The sequence below is a fragment of the Herbiconiux sp. L3-i23 genome, from assembly GCF_023734115.1.
GTDB lineage: Bacteria > Actinomycetota > Actinomycetes > Actinomycetales > Microbacteriaceae > Naasia.
On the sequence record NZ_AP025737.1, the window covers coordinates 1,563,602 to 1,581,335 of the forward strand.

General features: G+C 68.5%; 21 protein-coding genes. 8 read left to right on the forward strand and 13 right to left on the reverse strand.

From position 1 onward, the window contains the following. The first annotated feature begins 58 nt into the window (after window positions 1-58). Window positions 59-1,300: a glucose-1-phosphate adenylyltransferase gene (glgC, locus tag NGH83_RS07365; protein WP_251858410.1), complete on the forward strand. Its 1,242-nt coding sequence runs from the start codon at window positions 59-61 to the stop codon at window positions 1,298-1,300. A 20-nt stretch (window positions 1,301-1,320) separates the two neighbouring features. After that, the gene (gene serB, locus NGH83_RS07370) at window positions 1,321-1,959 is read left to right on the forward strand and encodes a phosphoserine phosphatase SerB (RefSeq protein WP_251858411.1); all 639 of its coding nucleotides are present in this window, start codon (window positions 1,321-1,323) and stop codon (window positions 1,957-1,959) included. Between the two features lie 15 nt (window positions 1,960-1,974). On the opposite strand, the gene NGH83_RS07375 is transcribed toward serB, so the two are convergent. Genes NGH83_RS07375 through NGH83_RS07405 form a run of 7 tightly spaced genes read right to left on the reverse strand, consistent with a single transcriptional unit; the run spans window position 1,975 to window position 8,751 of the window. After that, window positions 1,975-2,952 (reverse strand): glycoside hydrolase family 43 protein, encoded by a 978-nt coding sequence (locus tag NGH83_RS07375; RefSeq protein ID WP_251858412.1) that lies wholly within the window; start codon window positions 2,950-2,952, stop codon window positions 1,975-1,977. 33 nt (window positions 2,953-2,985) lie between these two features. After that, window positions 2,986-3,705: a ThuA domain-containing protein gene (locus NGH83_RS07380; protein ID WP_251858413.1), complete on the reverse strand. Its 720-nt coding sequence runs from the start codon at window positions 3,703-3,705 to the stop codon at window positions 2,986-2,988. A gap of 2 nt (window positions 3,706-3,707) precedes the next feature. After that, entirely contained in the window at window positions 3,708-4,505 is a 798-nt protein-coding gene (locus tag NGH83_RS07385) for a sugar phosphate isomerase/epimerase (RefSeq protein WP_251858414.1), read from the reverse strand. Window positions 4,506-4,507: 2 nt separating this feature from the next. After that, a complete protein-coding gene (locus NGH83_RS07390) occupies window positions 4,508-5,551 on the reverse strand; it encodes a zinc-binding dehydrogenase (RefSeq protein WP_251858415.1) in 1,044 nt (347 codons plus the stop codon). A gap of 49 nt (window positions 5,552-5,600) precedes the next feature. Further along, window positions 5,601-6,503: a carbohydrate ABC transporter permease gene (locus NGH83_RS07395; RefSeq protein ID WP_251858416.1), complete on the reverse strand. Its 903-nt coding sequence runs from the start codon at window positions 6,501-6,503 to the stop codon at window positions 5,601-5,603. Further along, window positions 6,503-7,483 carry a carbohydrate ABC transporter permease gene (locus NGH83_RS07400; RefSeq protein WP_251855633.1) on the reverse strand — a complete coding sequence of 327 codons (981 nt, stop codon included), beginning with the start codon at window positions 7,481-7,483 and terminating at the stop codon, window positions 6,503-6,505. Before NGH83_RS07400 ends, NGH83_RS07395 begins: the two co-directional genes overlap by 1 nt. A gap of 2 nt (window positions 7,484-7,485) precedes the next feature. Beyond that, a complete protein-coding gene (locus NGH83_RS07405; protein WP_251855634.1) occupies window positions 7,486-8,751 on the reverse strand; it encodes an ABC transporter substrate-binding protein in 1,266 nt (421 codons plus the stop codon). 122 nt (window positions 8,752-8,873) lie between these two features. Here NGH83_RS07405 and NGH83_RS07410 point away from each other — a divergent pair, with 122 nt between their 5' ends. Continuing rightward, window positions 8,874-9,902, forward strand: coding sequence for a LacI family DNA-binding transcriptional regulator (locus NGH83_RS07410; RefSeq protein ID WP_251855635.1), 1,029 nt, complete (start codon window positions 8,874-8,876; stop codon window positions 9,900-9,902). Between the two features lie 18 nt (window positions 9,903-9,920). Here NGH83_RS07410 and fabG read toward each other — a convergent pair whose 3' ends face one another. Beyond that, window positions 9,921-10,631, reverse strand: a complete 711-nt coding sequence (gene fabG, locus NGH83_RS07415; protein ID WP_251855636.1) for a 3-oxoacyl-ACP reductase FabG — start codon at window positions 10,629-10,631, stop codon at window positions 9,921-9,923. Between the two features lie 105 nt (window positions 10,632-10,736). Here fabG and NGH83_RS07420 point away from each other — a divergent pair, with 105 nt between their 5' ends. From NGH83_RS07420 to NGH83_RS07430, 3 genes are read left to right on the forward strand one after another with little or no spacing between them, the layout of a single operon-like run. Continuing rightward, on the forward strand, window positions 10,737-11,042 hold the full coding sequence (locus tag NGH83_RS07420) for a DUF3099 domain-containing protein (RefSeq protein WP_251855637.1): 306 nt from the start codon (window positions 10,737-10,739) through the stop codon (window positions 11,040-11,042). Beyond that, entirely contained in the window at window positions 11,039-11,257 is a 219-nt protein-coding gene (locus NGH83_RS07425; RefSeq protein ID WP_371872630.1) for a hypothetical protein, read from the forward strand. Before NGH83_RS07420 ends, NGH83_RS07425 begins: the two co-directional genes overlap by 4 nt. After that, window positions 11,254-12,090, forward strand: a complete 837-nt coding sequence (locus NGH83_RS07430) for an SURF1 family protein (protein ID WP_251855638.1) — start codon at window positions 11,254-11,256, stop codon at window positions 12,088-12,090. Before NGH83_RS07425 ends, NGH83_RS07430 begins: the two co-directional genes overlap by 4 nt. 10 nt (window positions 12,091-12,100) lie before the next feature. Here the strand turns inward: NGH83_RS07430 and NGH83_RS07435 are convergent, their stop codons facing one another. Next, window positions 12,101-13,699, reverse strand: coding sequence for an ABC-F family ATP-binding cassette domain-containing protein (locus tag NGH83_RS07435; RefSeq protein ID WP_251855639.1), 1,599 nt, complete (start codon window positions 13,697-13,699; stop codon window positions 12,101-12,103). A 153-nt stretch (window positions 13,700-13,852) separates the two neighbouring features. On the opposite strand from NGH83_RS07435, the gene NGH83_RS07440 reads away from it, so the two are divergent. Both NGH83_RS07440 and NGH83_RS07445 read left to right on the forward strand, forming a co-directional pair. Continuing rightward, window positions 13,853-14,443, forward strand: a complete 591-nt coding sequence (locus tag NGH83_RS07440; RefSeq protein WP_251855640.1) for a biotin transporter BioY — start codon at window positions 13,853-13,855, stop codon at window positions 14,441-14,443. A gap of 68 nt (window positions 14,444-14,511) precedes the next feature. Next, window positions 14,512-14,964 (forward strand): VOC family protein, encoded by a 453-nt coding sequence (locus NGH83_RS07445; RefSeq protein WP_251855641.1) that lies wholly within the window; start codon window positions 14,512-14,514, stop codon window positions 14,962-14,964. A gap of 77 nt (window positions 14,965-15,041) precedes the next feature. Here the strand turns inward: NGH83_RS07445 and NGH83_RS07450 are convergent, their stop codons facing one another. From NGH83_RS07450 to sufD, 4 genes are read right to left on the reverse strand one after another with little or no spacing between them, the layout of a single operon-like run. Beyond that, complete coding sequence (locus tag NGH83_RS07450) at window positions 15,042-15,371, reverse strand: metal-sulfur cluster assembly factor (protein WP_251855642.1); 330 nt, start codon at window positions 15,369-15,371, stop codon at window positions 15,042-15,044. Beyond that, window positions 15,371-16,129: a Fe-S cluster assembly ATPase SufC gene (gene sufC, locus NGH83_RS07455; RefSeq protein WP_251855643.1), complete on the reverse strand. Its 759-nt coding sequence runs from the start codon at window positions 16,127-16,129 to the stop codon at window positions 15,371-15,373. The genes NGH83_RS07450 and sufC overlap by 1 nt, the downstream gene beginning before the upstream one ends. A 43-nt stretch (window positions 16,130-16,172) precedes the next feature. Next, the gene (locus tag NGH83_RS07460; RefSeq protein ID WP_251855644.1) at window positions 16,173-16,502 is read right to left on the reverse strand and encodes a non-heme iron oxygenase ferredoxin subunit; all 330 of its coding nucleotides are present in this window, start codon (window positions 16,500-16,502) and stop codon (window positions 16,173-16,175) included. Beyond that, window positions 16,502-17,731 (reverse strand): Fe-S cluster assembly protein SufD, encoded by a 1,230-nt coding sequence (gene sufD / locus NGH83_RS07465; protein ID WP_251855645.1) that lies wholly within the window; start codon window positions 17,729-17,731, stop codon window positions 16,502-16,504. Before sufD ends, NGH83_RS07460 begins: the two co-directional genes overlap by 1 nt. Between the last annotated feature and the right edge of the window lie 3 nt (window positions 17,732-17,734).

Sequence of the window (17,734 nt, forward strand, 5' to 3'; positions counted from 1 at the left end):
CGACCGATTCCTGGAAGCTCCCTGGGGGAACGCAGGATCGTAGGAATACACTCAGCCCATGGCATCGAAGAAGATCTTCGGCATCGTTCTGGCTGGCGGCGAGGGTAAGCGCCTCATGCCGCTCACTGCCGACCGGGCGAAGCCGGCGGTGCCGTTCGGCGGCACCTACCGCCTCATCGATTTCGCGCTGTCGAACCTCATCAACTCGGGGCTCACGCAGATCGTCGTTCTCACCCAGTACAAGTCGCACAGTCTCGACCGGCACGTCGCCGAGACCTGGCGTCTGTCGGGACTGCTGAACGCCTACGTGGCGTCGGTGCCCGCGCAGCAGCGACTCGGCAAGCGCTGGTACACGGGCTCGGCCGACGCGATCCTGCAGAGCCTCAACCTGATCAACGACGAGAAGCCCGACATCGTGGTCGTGGTCGGTGCCGACCACGTGTACCGCATGGACTTCAGCCAGATGATCGATGCGCACATCGCCTCGGGTGTCGGCGCGACGGTGGCCGCCATCCGGCAGCCGATCTCGTTGGCCGACCAGTTCGGCGTCATCCAGGTCGACCACTCCGACCCGAGCCGCATCGCCGAGTTCCTCGAGAAGCCGAAGGACGCGGAGGGTCTCCCCGACTCCCCCGGCGAGGTGCTCGCCTCGATGGGCAACTACGTCTTCAACACCGACGCGCTCGTCGACGCGGTCCGTGCCGACGCCGACCTGCCGGGCTCGAACCACGACATGGGCGGCGACATCATCCCGGGCTTCGTGTCGCGCGGCGATGCGGGCGTCTATGACCTCAACAACAACGAGGTGCCCGGGGCCACCGATCGCGACCGTTTCTACTGGCGAGACGTCGGTACCATCGACTCGTTCTTCGAGGCCCACCAGGACCTCATCGCGGCGCTGCCGGTCTTCAACCTCTACAACCGGTCATGGCCGATCTTCACGCAGCAGTTGAACTCGCCGCCCGCGAAGTTCGTGCGCGACTCGGTCGGCAACAATGGCACGATGGTCGACTCGATCGTCTCGCTCGGTTCGCTGATCTCGGGCGCACGCATCGAACGCAGCGTGCTCGGCCCTTGGTCGACGATCGAATCCGGTGCGGTGGTCACCGATTCGGTGCTCTTCGACCGCGCCCGCGTGTACCCGAACGCCGTCGTCTCTCGCGCTATCCTCGACAAGAACGTGGTGGTCGAAGAGGGCGCGCGGGTCGGCATCGACCACGACCTCGACCGCTCACGCGGCTTCACGGTGACCGACAGCGGTATCACCGTCGTGGGCAAGGGAGAGCGGGTATCGGCGTAACCGGAGAGCGGGCCGCGGCAGTGCCGGGTCCCCTCGTGGTGCTCGACGTCGACTCGACGCTGATCGAGGACGAGGTCATCGAACTCCTCGCCGACGCCGCGGGCAGCCGCGCACTCGTCGGCGACGTCACCGAGCGGGCCATGCGCGGCGAGATCGACTTCGCCGAGAGCCTGCGCGAACGGGTGGCGACCCTCGAAGGGCTCGCGGTCGGCGTTCTCGACGAGGTGTACGCGCAGATCAGGGTCACCGAGGGCGTCCCGGAGCTGATCGACGGCGTGCACGGGTCCGGGGGCCTCGTCGGCGTCGTCTCGGGCGGGTTCCACGAGCTCCTCGACCCGCTGGCCGAGCGTCTCGGCCTCGACTTCCACCGCGCGAACCGGCTGGCAGTGCGCGACGGCCGGCTGACCGGAGCCGTCGACGGGCCGATCGTGGATGCTCGCGCCAAGGCCGACGCGGTGATCGAGTGGGCGTCGGCCGCAGCCGTTCCCATGGGTCGCACTGTGGCGGTGGGCGACGGCGCCAACGATCTCGCCATGATGGCGGTCGCCGGACTCTCTGTCGCGTTCGACGCGAAGCCCGCCGTGCGAGCGGCCGCCGACGTGGCCATCGACGTGCGCGACCTCAGTCAGGTGCTGGCGCTGCTCGGTCTGCGCGGCTGACCGCCCCGCACCGACTCAGTCGGGCGCGCGTTCGAGCACGACCTGCGGCCGGTAGCCGTCCCAGGTGAGCGCCAAGCTGCTCATCCCCCGGTATCCGTGTCCGGCGTCCCAGGAGTGGAAGAAGATCCGGTCGTCGGTGACGTCCTGTCCGCCGGGACCGATGTAGGCGAAGTCGGAGCTCTCCGTCGACAGTAGCGGTTGCGGCGCCTTGACGTAGGGGCCGAGCAGCGCCGAAGACGACGCCCAACGGATCGAGTACTCGAGCGTGTAGTAGTCGCCCGCCGAGTGCAGCAGCACGTATCGGCCGTCCCTCCACACCAGCGTCGGCGCCTCGACCACTCGTCCTTCGCCTGGCGTATCGGCGCTGAGCAGCAGGGTCGCCGGGCCCTCGAGCCGCGTCCCGCTGTGGTCGAGCGGCGCGATCCAGATCTCCCCGGTGCCGCCGCAGCAGTTCGCGTCGACCTTCCAGAGCAGGTGGGCGCTGCCATCGACATCGACGAAGAAGGAGGCGTCGATGGCTCCGACACCGGTGGGGCACACGAGCGGCGCCTCCCCCACCTCGACGAACGGGCCGAGCGCCGACCGCGAGCGCGCCACCCCGATGCACTGCACGCCGCTCGCGTCGTCGGTGCTGGTGTGGAAGAGCAGGTGACCGCCCTCCCACGCCACCACATCGGGAGCCCACGTGTCGCCGGCTCGGACCCAGTCCGGCAGCACCGGCATCGCGTCGGTGTCGGTCAGCGTCCACCGCTGCCCGTCCGGCGATGTGGCGACCTGGACGTGCGCGTCCTCCGACTGCGTCGCGTAGGCGATCATGCCCTCGGTCGTCGACAGGATGTCCGGGTCGGCGAAGTCGGCATCGAGGGCGAACGGCTCCGGAAGGTCGACGTCGACCGCAGCGCTGCGCTCCGGCTCGAACGAGCAGCCGGCGACGCCGAGGCAGACCACCGCGGCGGCCGCCGCGACGAGCATCATCCGACGCCGCCGGTGCACGTCAGCTCGTCCCGCGCAGCCCGAGCGGAACTCTCATGTCAGGAACCACTCGGCCGACGGATTGCTGACGGCGGGCAGGACGCGTTCGGCGGGCGGCGCCGCCCAGGTGACCGCGTTGGCGAGGACGAGCTGGATCTCGGGCTGGTGGTAGACCGGGAAGTCCTGATCGCCGGGGCTGAAGTAGAACACCTTGCCGCGCCCGCGGCGGTAGGTGACGCCCGACCGGAAGACCTCGCCGCCCGCGAACGAGCTGATGAAGACGAGCTCGTCGGGCTGCGGGATGTCGAAGTGCTCGCCGTACATCTCCTGCTGACGGATGACGATCGGTTGGGGCACCCCCTCGGCGATGGGATGCCCGGGGTCGACGGTCCACACGAGCTCCCGTTCGCCCTCGTTGCGCCACGCCAGCGAGCACGTGGTCCCCATCAGGGAGATGAAGATCTTCGAGAAGTGCCCGGAGTGCAGCACGATGAGGCCCATCCCGGCGAGGACGCGCTCCTTCACCCGCGCGACGAGCGCGTCGTCGACCTCGTCGTGAGCGACGTGGCCCCACCAGAGCAGCACATCGGTCGTGTCGAGGATCTCGTCGGGCAGCCCCTGCCCGGGGTCGGCCAACGTCGCGGTGCGCACCTCGACGCCGGGTAGGCGCTCCCGGAGGGCGCCGGCGATGGCGCCGTGCATCCCCTTGGGATAGCGGACCTGCATCGTCGGATCCTGCTCGTGGACCCCCTCGTTCCACACCGTGACCCGCATCGTCAGACCCGCCGGAGAAGATCGGCGACTCGAGGGAGCACCTCGCGCGCCGGGCCGCTGAGGCCGCACTCCATCGCGAGCCAGCCCTCGTAGCCGATGTCGTCGAGCGCTTCGAGGGTCTGCGGCCAGTCGTAGTGGCCCGCACCCGGCTCGAGCCGGTTGCTGTCGCCCAACTGGACGTGGCCGATGCGGGAGCCCGCCGCGCGGATCGCAGCGCCGATGTCGGACTCCTCGATGGACATGTGCCAGGTGTCCGCCACCACGGCGAGGCCGGGCGAGGCGATCTCGTCGACGTACCAGCTCGCGTCGGCGAGCGTGTTGACGACGAAGTCCTCGAAGCGGTTCAACGGTTCGAGGTAGGCGGTGACACCGAGTCCCGCGGCGTGTTGGGCGACCTCGTCGAGGGCCTCGAGCAGCAGGCGGCGCGACTCCTCGTCGCTGCGCGGCGGGGTGAACGGGGGCAGATGCCGCGAGAAGAGGCCGAAGGCGTGCGGGGTCACGAAGCCGAGCCCGCCGGCCTCGGCGACGACGCCCAGGAGATCCTTCAGCTCGTCGATCGCGGCGCGTCGACGATCGGGGTCGAAGTCGCCGATGAAGTAGTCGACGTGCGCGACCGCGCTCGGCATCTCCACCCCGGCGGAGCGCGCCGCCTTCAGTTCGTCGACGCGGGACAGGAAGACGCCGTTACCGCGACCGGAGAGCTCGATGCCGTCGAAGCCGACGGACTTCGCGAACGCGAACTTCTCCTCCAGGGTGTCGCCCTCGCAGGTCGACTCCTGGGCAGCCAGCTTGAACGCCACGATCAGACCGCCTTCGCGTCGAGCACGACCTGGAGGACGTCGCGCGGGGCGCCATCGAGCAGTTCGAACGCCTCGCGGCCCTGCTCGAGCGGCATGGTGTGCGAGATCAGCGGAGTCACCTGCAGGCGGCCGGCGACCGCCAGGTCGATCGCCGTGCGCTGCAGGCGGTACTCGTCCCATCGGTGACGGAGCGCCGGAGCGACGCCCGAGATCTGCGAGCCGATGACGGCGACGCGGTTGTGGTGGAACTCCTCGCCGAGACGCAGGCCGACCCCGTCGCCCTGCATGAAGCCGGCGACGCAGACGCGCGAGCTGTAGGCGACCGAGCGGATGGCCTCGTGCATGGCGGCGTAGTTGCCGGTCACCTCGAGGCACACGTCGGCGCCGCGGTTGTCGGTGAGCTCGCGGATGCGCTCCGCCACTCCCCCGGCGCTCGCGTCGATCACCTCGTCGGCGCCGAGTTCGAGCGCGAGGTCGCGGCGTGCGGCGACTCCGTCGACGCCGATGACGCGGGCCCCGTTCAGACGCGCCAGCTGGGCGACGAGCTGGCCGGGGACGCCGAGCCCGAAGACGGCGACCGTCTCGCCGATGTGGATGTCGGCGTCGAGCACGACGTTGAGGGCGATGGCGCCGATGTGGCTGAAGATGCCGATCCGCGGGTCGGCGCCCTTGTCGAGGATGCGCTTCTCGGCCCGGTCGACCTTCTGGATCGTTTCGGATCGGTGCCCCCAGGTGCCCCAGATCACGTCGCCGATGGCGACCGTGGTCACCGCGGAGCCGACCTCCGTCACCTCGCCGACCTCCTCGTACCCCCAGCCGTTGACCGGGTACTCGAAGCTCGTTGACCCGTCGACGAACAGGCGGCGGTCTTCATCCCACCGCTTGTTGAGGTAGGGATTGGTGCCGCGATACGCCGTGAGCTCGGTTCCGGCGGAGATGCCGGAGTAGAGGGTGGCGATGCGGACCTCGTCGGACTCGAGAGGACGCGAGTCCTCGTCGATGACCGAGGCGAGGCGGGGTGAGGTGAAGCTGACCATGCGGCCCATTGGCGGTGTTTCCTTTCCGTGGCTGATGAGCGGGTGGCGGGTCGCGGGCTCAGCCCTTGACCGCTCCCGAGAGGAACCCCTGCGTCACCTGACGCTGGAGCACGATGAAGAGCACGATCACGGGGAGGATCGTGATCAGGGTTCCGGCGGCGAGCGGCCCGATGTCGAGCGACCGGCCGCCGGTGAACATGTAGAGGCCCGAGGTCAGCGGACGGAAGTCGCCGCCGGGCAGGTAGAGCAACGGGATCAGGAAGTTGTTCCAGTTGCCGAGGAAGGTGAACACCGTCAGCGCGCCGATGCCGGAGCGGGCGAGCGGAAGCATGACGCTCAGGAAGATCCGCAGCTCCGACGCCCCGTCGACGCGCGCCGCCTGCTCGAGCTCCATCGGGAGATCCGAGAAGAACGCCCGCATGAAGAAGGTGCCGAACGACAGCCCCGTCGAGGTGAGCAGCAGCACGGCGCCGGCGAGGGTGTCGAGCAGCCCCATCGAGCGCAGCTGGAAGTACAGCGGGATCATGTAGGTGAAGAACGGCACCAGCAGTCCGAGGACCACGAGGTAGAACATCGCCGTGCGTCCCCGGAAGGGCAGCCGCGCGAAGGTGTAGCCGGCCATCGTCGAGAAGATGATGACGAGCGCGGTGCTCGGCACGGTGAGCAGGATGCTGTTCAACAGGTAGTCGCTGAAGCGTCCGACGGTCCACGCGTCGACGATGTTCTGCAGCGAGATCGTCGAGAAGAACCCGAACGGGTTGACCCGCACGTCCTCGGGCGTCTTCAGCGTCGTGGAGATGACGAGCAGCACCGGGAACAGGGTGAACAGCGCCAGCACGAGCAGCAGCAGGTGCCGACCGAACTGCGGACGCGGGCGTCGCAGCTCCGTGGGGGCGTTCCGCTGCTGTCGGTCGCGCGGGCCGCGCGCGGTGTCGGGGCGGGAGAGGGTCGAGCTGGTCATCAGGCACCGGTCCCATCGAGCGAGAGCCGCCGCTGCAGGCGGTTGAGGAAGACGGCGAACGGCACCGACAGCACGGTGATGAGCAACGCGAGCGTCGTGCCGTACCCGATGCGGCTCAGTTCGAACGCCTGGCTGTAGGCGTACGTGCCGATCGTGTTCGTGGCGCCGGCGGGGCCGCCGCCGGTCATGATGAAGATGATGTCGAACACGCTGAACCCGCCGACGAGGGTGAGGGTCAGCACCATCAGGAAGACGGGCATGATCTGCGGCAGGATCACGTACCAGAGCCGCTGCGCCGGGTTCGCGCCGTCGATCTTCGCCGAGTCGACGAGCTCGATGTCGACGTTGCGCAGGGCCGAGAGCAGGATCACGATCACGAAGCCCGTGGAGGCCCACACCGCGGTGGCGAGCACCGCGTAGAGCGCGATGTTCGGGTCGCCGAGCCAGCCGCGGGTGAGATCGCCGAGTCCGATCGCGGTGAGCGCCTGGTTGAGCCAGCCGCTGACTGGGTCGTAGATCCAGCCCCACACGATGCCGATCGCCACTCCGGGCAGCACGTAGGGCAGGAAGAAGATGACCCGGTAGATCGGGCTTCCCGTGCGCGTCGTCCAGAGCAGCACGGACACCAGCAGGCCGATGATGAGCGGCGCGGCGGTGCCGACGATGATCCAGATGAAGTTGTTGCCGAGCGCGTGCCACACCTCGGGGTCGAGGAACATCTCCTGGAAGTTCGCGAGGCCGACGAACTCGGGGTTCGGGTTGATGCCGTTGAAGTCGACGACGGAGTAGTAGAGCGCGTTGCCGAGCGGGAAGAGGAAGAAGACGACCGTCATGATCATGACGGGAGCGACGAGGAGGAGACCGAGGCGCGTCTGCGCCCGTCGGGTGACCGCGGGCGAGGTGCTCGTCGGTCCCCCGCTCCCGCGGCGACGCTTCAAGGGCGTCGCCGCGGTCGCTGCCGGGAGGGCTGCCGTTGTCACTGTCAGTAGTTGGTCTCGAGGTCGGCGGCGACCTGCGCCGCGTCCTTCTGACCGGTGAGGATGGCCTGGATGCCGTCCCACATGGCCTCGTTGAAGGTGTCGGACATCAGGACGTCGACGTTGTAGCCGAAGTCTCCGGTGCCGTCCGCGATTTTCGCCGCGTCCGCGAGGATCTGCGTGAACAGCGGCGTCGCCTCGATTCCCTCCGTGTCGACGGGGAACGCGGGGATGCTCTGCTGGTTCTCGACCTGCCAGCGTCCGTGCTCCGGAGTGAGGTTCCAGTTGAGGAACTCGACGGCTGCGTCGGCCTTGGTCGTGGAGGCCGAGATGAACAGGCCGGACCCGAGTCCACCGCTGAAGATGCCCGGCGAGTCCGACGAGGGCCACGGCATGTAGGCGACCTCGAAGTCGACGTTGCGCTCGATGTCCTGCGCGAGCCAGCTGCCGGTCGGGTTGATCGCGGCGTCACCGGAGTAGAACAGCGCGTTGGCGTTGTCGTAGGTGACGGCCGTCGGCGACGGGGTGAAGAATCCGTCGGCGTTGTAGCTGCTCAGCACGTCGAGGGCGTCGATCACCTCGGGCGAATCCCACGAGCTCTCGCCGTCGATCAGCGCCTCGACCGCGTCGCCGCCGACCTCGCTCGAGAGCACCATGCTGAGCAGGTGGCCGCCCTGCCAGCCTTCCTTGTCGCTGATCGCCATGGGGATGGTGCCGTTGTCGCGGATGGTCTCGGCCGCCGCGGAGAGGTCGGCGAGGTTCTGAGGCTGCCCGATGCCGAGCTCGTCGAACATCGTCTTGTTGTAGAAGAGTCCGACGCTCTCGATCTCGTTCGGGATGCCGACCAGCTTGCCGCCGAAGGTGACGCGCTCCTTCGCGAAGTCGTAGATGGGCCAGTCGTTCTCGGCGTAGGCGTCGGTCAGGTCGTAGAGCAGCCCCGCCTCTTCGAGCGCTCCCGCGAAGCCGGGGCCGGTGTCGTAGCCGAAGACGTCGGGGCCTTCGCCCGAGCGCAGCTGCGTCTGCAGCACGGTCCGCATGTTCTCGGAGGGGACGACGTCGAGTTCGACCTCGATGCCGGTCTCCTCGGTGAACGCGGCGATGTCGGCCTTGGTCAGGTCGAGGTCTGCCGTGTCCTCCGGCTGACCGATGAGGAACCGGATGGTGTTCGGGTCGGAATCACCACCGCCTCCCGGAGCTCCGCCGGTGCAGCCGGCAAGGGGAAGGGCCACGACCGCGGCGAGCGCGGTGGCAGCCAGAACGCCTCTTCTCATGTGACTTCCTCGTCATCGGGGGATCCCTCGGTGCATCCCGTTGCGTGGAACCGTACAGCGCTGTAGAACCGTTGTCCAGGACATTCTGCAGCGCTGTAGAGTTCTGTTCGGAAGGAGCGCGTATGACCCCGCCGAGACCCCGGCTCGCCGACGTCGCCGCGCGCGCCGGCGTGTCCGAGAAGACCGTGTCGAACTTCGTCAACGGCTACCCGTACATGTCCGAGACGACGCGTGCGAAGGTGCAGGCGGCGATCGAGGAGCTCGGCTACCGCGTCAACCTGTCCGCCCGCAGCATGGGCAGCGGCAGGACCGGTTTCATCGCGCTCGCCGTGCCGACTCTCGACAATCCGTACTTCGCTCAGCTCGCGGGGCGCGTCATCGCCGCTGCCGCCGCGCAGAGATGGACGGTGCTGATCGAAGAGACCGGTGGGCGCAAGGCGACCGAGGATCGTTTGGTGCAGTCCATGCCCTACCTCGTCGACGGCATGATCCTGCAGCCCGAGGCGCTGAGCGCCATCGATCTCGTGAGCCGGAGCAAGGACACTCCGATCGTGCTCCTCGAGGAGCCCGAGGCCGACCCGGTGGCCGACCACGTCGCCGCCGAGGGAGTGGACGCGGCGAAGGCGATCACCGAGCACCTCGTCGACACCGGGAGGCGCCGCATCGCGACGATCGGCATCACTCCCGATTCCGAGCTGCGCACCACCCGGCTCCGGCACTCAGGGCATCTGATGGGGCTCGAGGCTGCCGGTGTCACCCCCGAGCCCGAGCTGTGGTTCCCGAGCGCCGGGTACAGCAGGGCCGACGGCGACGCGGTGATGGCCGAGATCCTCGCATCCGGTCAGCGGCCCGATGCGGTGCTCTGCTTCAACGCCGTGACCGCCGCGGGGGCGCTCAGCCGCCTGCACATGTCGGGGGTCCGTGTGCCCGAGGACATCGCCGTCGCCGCGTTCGACGACATCGACGAGTCAGCGTTCACCGTGCCGCCGCTCACCACCGTGGCGTGGGATCTCGACGGCATGGCCGAGGCGGCCGTGCAGCTGCTCGCCGAACGCCAGAGCGACGACGAACGGCCTCCCCGATCGGTGACGCTCGGCTACGAACTGAAGATCAGGGAGAGCACCGCGATCCGACCTGCCGGCGCGCGATGAGTCAGACGTCCGGAAAGGTCAGTGACCCATCCCGAGACCGCCGTCGACAGGGATGACGGCGCCCGAGATATAGGCGGCCTCGTCGCCGGCGACCCAGGCGACGACCTTCGCGACCTCGGCGGCCGACGCGTACCGGCCGGCGGGGATCTGCTTGAGGTATTCGGCCTGCTGCGCCTCGGGCAGCTCCGCGGTCATCTCGGTCTCGATGAACCCGGGGGCGACCACGTTCGCGGTGATGCCACGGGCGCCGAGCTCGCGGGTGAGCGAACGGGCCATGCCGACGAGCGCGGCCTTCGACGAGGAGTAGTTGACCTGTCCGGCGCCGCCCAGCAGACCGACGACGCTCGAGATGAGGACGATGCGTCCGTAGCGCGCCTTGAGCATGCCCTTCGACGCGCGCTTCACGACCCGGAACGCTCCGGTCAGGTTCGTGTCGATCACGGAGGTGAAGTCGTCCTCCGACATGCGCAGTACAAGAGTGTCGTGGGTGATGCCCGCGTTGGCGATCACGACCTCGACGGGCCCGAGCTCCGCCTCGACGGCGGTGAATGCGGCGTCGACGCTGGCCGAATCCGTCACGTCCGCGGCGACGGTCAGCGCACCCTCGGGGCCGCCGCTGCCGGAGCGCGAGGTGACCGCGACCCGGTGCCCCTGGCGCACGAACTCCTCGGCGATGGCGTAGCCGATCCCTCGGTTGCCGCCGGTGATGAGAACCGTCCGTGCCGTCATCGCGTGAATCCCTTCGAAGGTGACGGTCATCAAGCCTAGGCGGTCACGGCCGAGTCACGGTTCGGCGGGCGTAGGCTGAAGGCCTCTCATGAGCGTGCCTTCCCCATGACCAAGCGCAACCAGCCTCAGTCGATCACCAACCTCCCCGCTTCGGCGCAGGACGATCGACGCGCACGCATGATCAAGTACTCGATCGCGATGGGCATCCGCACCATCTGCGTCATCCTGCTGGTGTTCCTGCACGACTGGTGGTGGATCCTGCTCGCCGCTGCCGGCGCGATCGTGCTTCCGTACATCGCGGTCGTCGTCGCGAATGTGACGAGCAAGCCGAAGGTCTCCGATGTCGAGCGGCCGGGCGCGATCCTCCCCGTCGTCGACCCGCTGCGGGGCCGCGACCCGCACCAGCCGTGACGGCCGACATTCTCGCGCCGATCTGCTCGCGCGCGGGATGCGTCTCCCCCGCCACCGCGAGCGTGGTGTGGCGCAACCCGCGCATCCACGACGAGACGCGACGCAAGATCTGGCTCGCCTGCGACGAGCATCGTGACTACCTCCGCGACTACCTGCTCGCTCGCGACTTCCCCGTCGAGGTCGTGGACGGGGTTGGGACGGGTGGTGCCGCATGAACCGGTGGCGTTTCGTGCTCTCCATCCGGTGGGCGCGGTATCTCGGGCTGGCGATCGTGTTCGCCATCGCCTGCGGGCTGCTGTCCTGGTGGCAACTGGCGCGCCGCGAGGAGAAGGTCGTCGAGAACGCGCGCGTCGCCGCCAACTACGACGCGGCGCCGATTCCGCTCGACGAGGCGCTCCCCCGGCTCGACAGCTACGAGCCCGACGACGAGTGGCTGCCCGTCGAGGTGACGGGCGTCTACGAGGAGCAGCTGCTCGTGCGCAACCGGCCCCTCGGCGGCAAGGCCGGCTTCGAACTGCTCGCACCGCTGCGCACCGCCGATGGCTCGGTGTTCGTCGTCGACCGCGGCTGGCTTCCCGTCGGCTCCGATGTCACCGCGCCCGAGACGATCCCCGCCGCTCCCAGCGGCGAGGTGACGGTGATCGCGCGACTTAAGCCGGGTGAGCCGTCCCTTCCCGGCGGCACGTCCGAGGCCGGAGTGCTCGCGTCGATCCAGCTCGAGGAGGTCGCCCGCATCCTCGACGAGCCCGTCTACACCGAGGCGTACGGCCTGGTCGCGTCCGAGGATCCGGCCGTGGCCGAGATGCCGATCGCGTCGATCCGCCCCGAGCCCGACGAGGGCCCGCACCTGTCGTACGCGTTCCAATGGGTGATCTTCGCGATCATCGGCTTCGCCGGACTCGGCTTCGCGATCCGCCAGGAGTACCGCTACCTCAACGCGGAAGACCCCGAGGAGCGCGAACGGGCCGCGAAGCGGGAACGGAAGCGGGCGGCGAAGCGCACCGACTCCGACGTCGAGGACGAGCTGATCGACTCCGGCGGGCGCTAGGCCAGCGAAATCAGGCCAGCGAGATCAGGTCGGCGTAGTCCTTGGTCCAAAGGTCTTCGGTGCCCTCGGGCATGATGAGCACCCGCTCGGGGTTCAGCGCCTCGACCGCGCCCTCGTCGTGGCTGACCAGGACCACGGCGCCCGAGTAGTTGGCGAGCGCGCCGAGGATCTCCTCGCGGCTCGCCGGGTCGAGGTTGTTGGTGGGTTCGTCGAGCAGCAGCACGTTCGCCTTCGAGACGACGAGCATCGCGAGCGACAGACGGGTCTTCTCGCCACCGGAGAGCACGCCGGCGGGCTTGTGGCCGTCGTCGCCGGTGAAGAGGAACGAGCCGAGCACGCGACGGGCCTCGGTCTCGGTGATGTCGGGCGAGGCCGACACCATGTTCTGCAGCACGGTGCGCTTCACGTCGAGGTTCTCATGCTCCTGCGCGTAGTAGCCGATGCGCAGCCCGTGACCCGGGTCGATGGTGCCGGTGTCGGGCTGATCGACGCCCGCGAGCATGCGGAGCAGCGTCGTCTTGCCGGCACCGTTCAGGCCGAGGATGACGACCTTCGAGCCGCGGTCGATCGCGAGGTCGACGGCGGTGAAGATCTCGAGCGACCCGTAGCTCTTGCTGAGGCCGTGCGCCATGAGCGGCGTCTTGCCGCACGGCGCCGGCTCGGGGAAGCGCAGCGCGGCGACCCGGTCGACCTGACGAACCTCGTCGAGCCCGGAGAGCATCTTCTCGGCACGGGCGACCATCTGGTGGGCCGCGGCGGCTTTCGACGCCTTGGCGCCGAAGCGGGCGGCCTGCAGCTGCAGGGCGCTCGCCTTCTTCTCGACGTTGACCCGCTCCTTGCGGCGGCGCTCCTCGTCGGCTTCGCGCTGACGCAGGTAGTTCTTCCACCCCATGTTGTAGATGTCGATGACCTGACGGTTCGCGTCGAGGTAGAACACCTTGTTCACGGTCTCGCCGACGAGCTCGATGTCGTGGCTGATGACGATGAAGCCCCCCTGATAGTTCTTCAGGAAGTCGCGGAGCCAGACGACCGAGTCGGCGTCGAGGTGGTTGGTCGGCTCGTCGAGGATCATCGTCTCGGCATCCGAGAAGAGGATGCGGGCTAGCTCGATGCGGCGTCGCTGACCACCCGACAGGGTGTTGAGGGGCTGGTCGAGGATGCGGTCGGGCAGGTTGAGGTTCGATGCGATCGACGCGGCTTCCGCCTCGGCCGCATAGCCGCCGAGGGCGAGGAAGCGGTCGGTGAGGTTGCCGTAGCGCTTCATCGCGGCGTCGGCGGTCTTCTGGTCGGTGCTCGACATCTCCTCGGTGGCCTTCTGCATGCCGAGGACGAGCTGCCCGAGCCCGCGGGCGTCGAGGATGCGGGTGCGCGCGAGCTGCTCGGGGTCGCCCGAGCGCGGGTCCTGCGGCAGGTAGCCGATCTCGCCCGAGCGGTTGATGACACCGGCGTTCGGCTGCGTCTCCCCCGCGAGGGTCTTCGTCAGAGTCGTCTTGCCGGCACCGTTGCGGCCGACGAGACCGACCTTGTCGCCCTTGTCGACGCGGAAGCTCACCTCGCTCATGAGCGTGCGTGCACCCACTCGGATCTCGAGATCGGAGACGGCGAGCACAGCAATACCTACGTTCTGTTCGACAGTGAGAAAGGTGTTTCCTAGGAGCTTTGCTCCACAAGCCGCAAGATGGCGGCCTTCTAGTATAAGTTCCAGCGCGCGCTTCCCGGCCGCGTCCTCGCCGCCTCGGCGGCCGACCCGCGAAGGATCCTCATGGCATCGAGCGTCTCCGTTCTCCGTCGTCCCGTGCTCGCCGATCGTGTGATCGCGCGCAGCCTCGTCACGGATGGGGCGCTCGTCGTCGCCGGTGCCGCGCTCACCGCGGTGCTCGCCCAGGTCGCGATCCCGCTGTGGCCGGTGCCGATCACCGGCCAGACTCTCGCGGTGCTGCTGGTCGGCGGCGCGCTGGGCATGGCCCGCGGGGCGATCGCCATGGTGCTCTACGCCATCGTCGGTGCGCTCGGAGCCCCGATCTTCAGTGACGCGAGCGCCGGATGGAGCGTGCTGCTCGGGCCGACCGGTGGCTACATCGTCGGGTTCGTGCTCGCCGCCGCACTCACCGGGTGGCTCGCGGAGCGTGAGTGGGACCGTCGCTTCCTCGGCGGCATGGTCAGCTACCTCGCCGGCTCGGCCATCGTCTTCGCCGTCGGACTCCCCTGGCTCGGATTCACCCTCGGCCTCACCGTCGAGCAGACCCTCGTGTCAGGCCTCTACCCGTTCATCGTCGGCGGCATCGTCAAGGCCGTCGTCGCCGCGGGCCTCATCCGCGCCGGATGGTTCTTCGCCTCGCGCAAGCAGGGCTGACCGCTCGACTCCGACCGCTCGCGGCGGGATGATGTGCACGTCGTACACATCATCCCGAGGAGTCTCGAATGAACAAGGTCACGCCGTTCCTCTGGTTCGACGACCAGCTGCCCGAAGCGATGCGCTTCTACACGAGCGTCTTCCCCGACTCCGAGATCCTCGACGACGACGAGTTCGGGCCGACCCGTGTGGTCCGCTTCCGGATCGCGGGTCAGGAGATCCGTGCGATGAACGCCGGCCCGCACTTCGTGCTGAACGAGGCGTTCTCGCTCTTCGTCGACTGCGCTGATCAAGCCGAGGTCGACCGCTACTGGGACGCGCTGCTCGAGGGCGGCGGCGAGGAGAGCCAGTGCGGCTGGCTGAAGGACCGCTTCGGCGTGTCCTGGCAGATTGTCCCCCGACGCCTGATGGAGCTCCAGACCGACCCCGATCCGGGTCGCGCCCGCCGGGCGATGGAGGCGATGCTGACGATGCGGAAGATCGACATCGCCGCCCTGGAACGCGCCGCCGACGCCGCCTGACTCGCCCACTTCACCCCGTTGTCAGCGCCCAGGACGGGGTGAAGTCGGCAAGTCAGCGCCGCCCCTACGACGAAAGGTCAGATCGCGAAGCCGATGGCGCGCATCATCTCGCGGCCGTCGTCGGTGATCTTCTCGGGGCCCCACGGCGGCATCCACACCCAGTTGATGCGGAACCGCTCGGCGTGACCGTCGAGGGCGACCGCGGTCTCCTCCTCGATCACGTCGGTGAGTGGGCAGCCGGCCGAGGTGAGGGTCATCGAGATGATGAGCGCGTCGTTCTCGGTGTCCCACGCCAGGTCGTAGATGAGCCCGAGGTCGACGATGTTGACACCGAGCTCGGGGTCGACGACGTCCTTCAGCGCCTCCGAGATCTCGGAGTAGCGCTCGTCGCTCAGCGAGACCGACATCAGACGTCCGCCGTCACGAAGCGGTCGTAGCCCTCTTCTTCGAGACGCTCGGCGAGCTCAGGGCCGCCCTCTTCGGCGACGCGGCCGGCGACGAAGACGTGCACGAAGTCGGGCTTGATGTAGCGCAGGATGCGCGTGTAGTGCGTGATCAGCAGCACACCGAGGTCGGTCTCGTCGTGGGCGCGGTTGACGCCCTCGGAGACGATCTTCAGCGCGTCGACGTCGAGGCCCGAGTCGGTCTCGTCGAGCACTGCGAACCGCGGCTTGAGCAGCTCGAGCTGCAGGATCTCGTTGCGCTTCTTCTCGCCGCCGGAGAAACCCTCGTTGACGTTGCGCTCGGCGAACGAGCCGTCCATCTTGAGCTTGCCCATCGCGTCGCGGACGTCCTTGACCCACGTGCGGATGGAGGGGGCCTCGCCGGCGATCGCGGTCTTCGCGGTGCGCAGGAAGTTGGAGTTGGTGACGCCGGGGATCTCGACCGGGTACTGCATGGCGAGGAACAGACCGGCCTTCGCGCGCTCGTCGACCGACATCTCGAGCACCTCGACGCCGTCGAGGGTGATCGACCCGCTGTCGACCGTGTACTTGGGGTGACCGGCGATCGCGTAGGCGAGGGTCGACTTGCCCGAGCCGTTGGGGCCCATGATCGCGTGGATCTCACCCTTGTTGATGGTGAGGTTCACGCCGCGCAGGATCTGCTTGGTGCCCTGGTCGGTTTCGACGCTGACGTGCAGGTCGGTGATCTTCAGAGTTGACATCGGTTGGTCCTTCTGGCGTTGCGGAAGACGTTGGTGGCGACGCTCAGGCGTCGACGGGCTTCGGGGTGGGATCGATCCAGATGTCGCCGTCGATGATCTCGACGCCGAACACGGGGACCGGTTCGTAGGCGGGCAGGGTGAGCGGCTTGCCCGTGGTCAGCTCGAACTTCGAGCCGTGGGCCCAGCACTCCAAGGTGTCGTCCTCGACGAAGCCCTCGGAGAGCGAGATGTCGCCATGCGTGCAGGTGTCGCCGATGGCGTGCACCTCACCGGCGCTGTCGCGGACCACGGCGATCGCGATGCCCTCGACGACGACCTTCTTCGCCGATTCGACGGAGATGTCGGACTCGGGCCCGATGTTGACCGCCGCCATCAGCGTCCGCCTTCCAGTTCGGCCTCGATGGCCGCGTGCAGACGCTCTTCGAGCGGTGCGTAGCCGATCTTCTGCACGATCTCGGCGAGGAAGCCGCGCACGACGAGGCGGCGAGCGAGCTCCTCGGGGATGCCGCGCGAGCGCAGGTAGAACAGCTGCTCGTCGTCGAAACGGCCAGTGGCGCTCGCGTGGCCGGCACCCAGGATGTCGCCGGTCTCGATCTCGAGATTCGGGATGCTGTCGGCGCGGGTGCCGTCGGTGAGCACGAGGTTGCGGTTCTGCTCGTAGCTGTCGGTGCCGCTCGCGTCGGGTCCGATGAGCACGTCGCCGATCCAGACCGAGCGGGCACCGTCACCCTGCAGAGCACCCTTGTAGTTGACGCGACCACGGGTGTTCGCCGCCTTGTGGAACAGGAAGACCTGCTGCTCGAGGTGCTGGTGCGCGTCGGAGAAGTAGACGCCGAGCAGCTCGCCGTCGGCTCCCGACTCGGCCAGCGTCACCGCCGGGTTGACGCGCACGATGGCGCCGCCCAGTGAGACCACGACGTGCTTGAACTGCGCGTCGCGACCGACCCGCGCGAAGTGGGTTGCGAGGTACTTGGCGTCGTCGTCGAAGTCCTGCACTGTCACAACGGTGAGCTTGGCTCCGTCGCCGATCAGGATCTCGACGTTCTCACTGAGCACCGCGGACCCGGCGTTGTCGAGCACCACGACGCCGTTGCTGAACGGCTTCGCCTCGATGATCGTGTGCGCGGCACGCGGCGCCTGGCCGAATGCCGAGCGGGCGATGCGCACCTCGCGGTGCTCCTCGCCGCCCACCGTGATGGCGAGAGCCTCGCCGAAGGTAGACCACGCGTTCGCGGAGGCGCGCTCCTCGGGGATGCCGGCGAGACCGATCCGCTCGTCGGTGCGCGGCACCCACGAGACGTCGACGTCGGCGACCGCGTCGGAGGCGATCTCGTAGCGCGAGCCGTCGAGGTCGCCCGCGATCAGCTCGGCGAGCCTGTCGACGGGGGTGAGCTTCCAGCTGGCCTCGCGTCCGGTGACCTCGGGGAAGTCGGAGACCTCGGCCGACGCGAAGCGCTCGTTGCGTGTCTGGACCGGTACGGTGCCGTGCCCGCTCGTCGCGTCGGCGATGATGGCGGGCCGCGTCCCGGTGCCGGTGACCTCTTCGACGGTCTCGCCCTCGGGGGTCGACAGGGTGGTGATTTCGGTGGTGCCGTCAGTCATGAC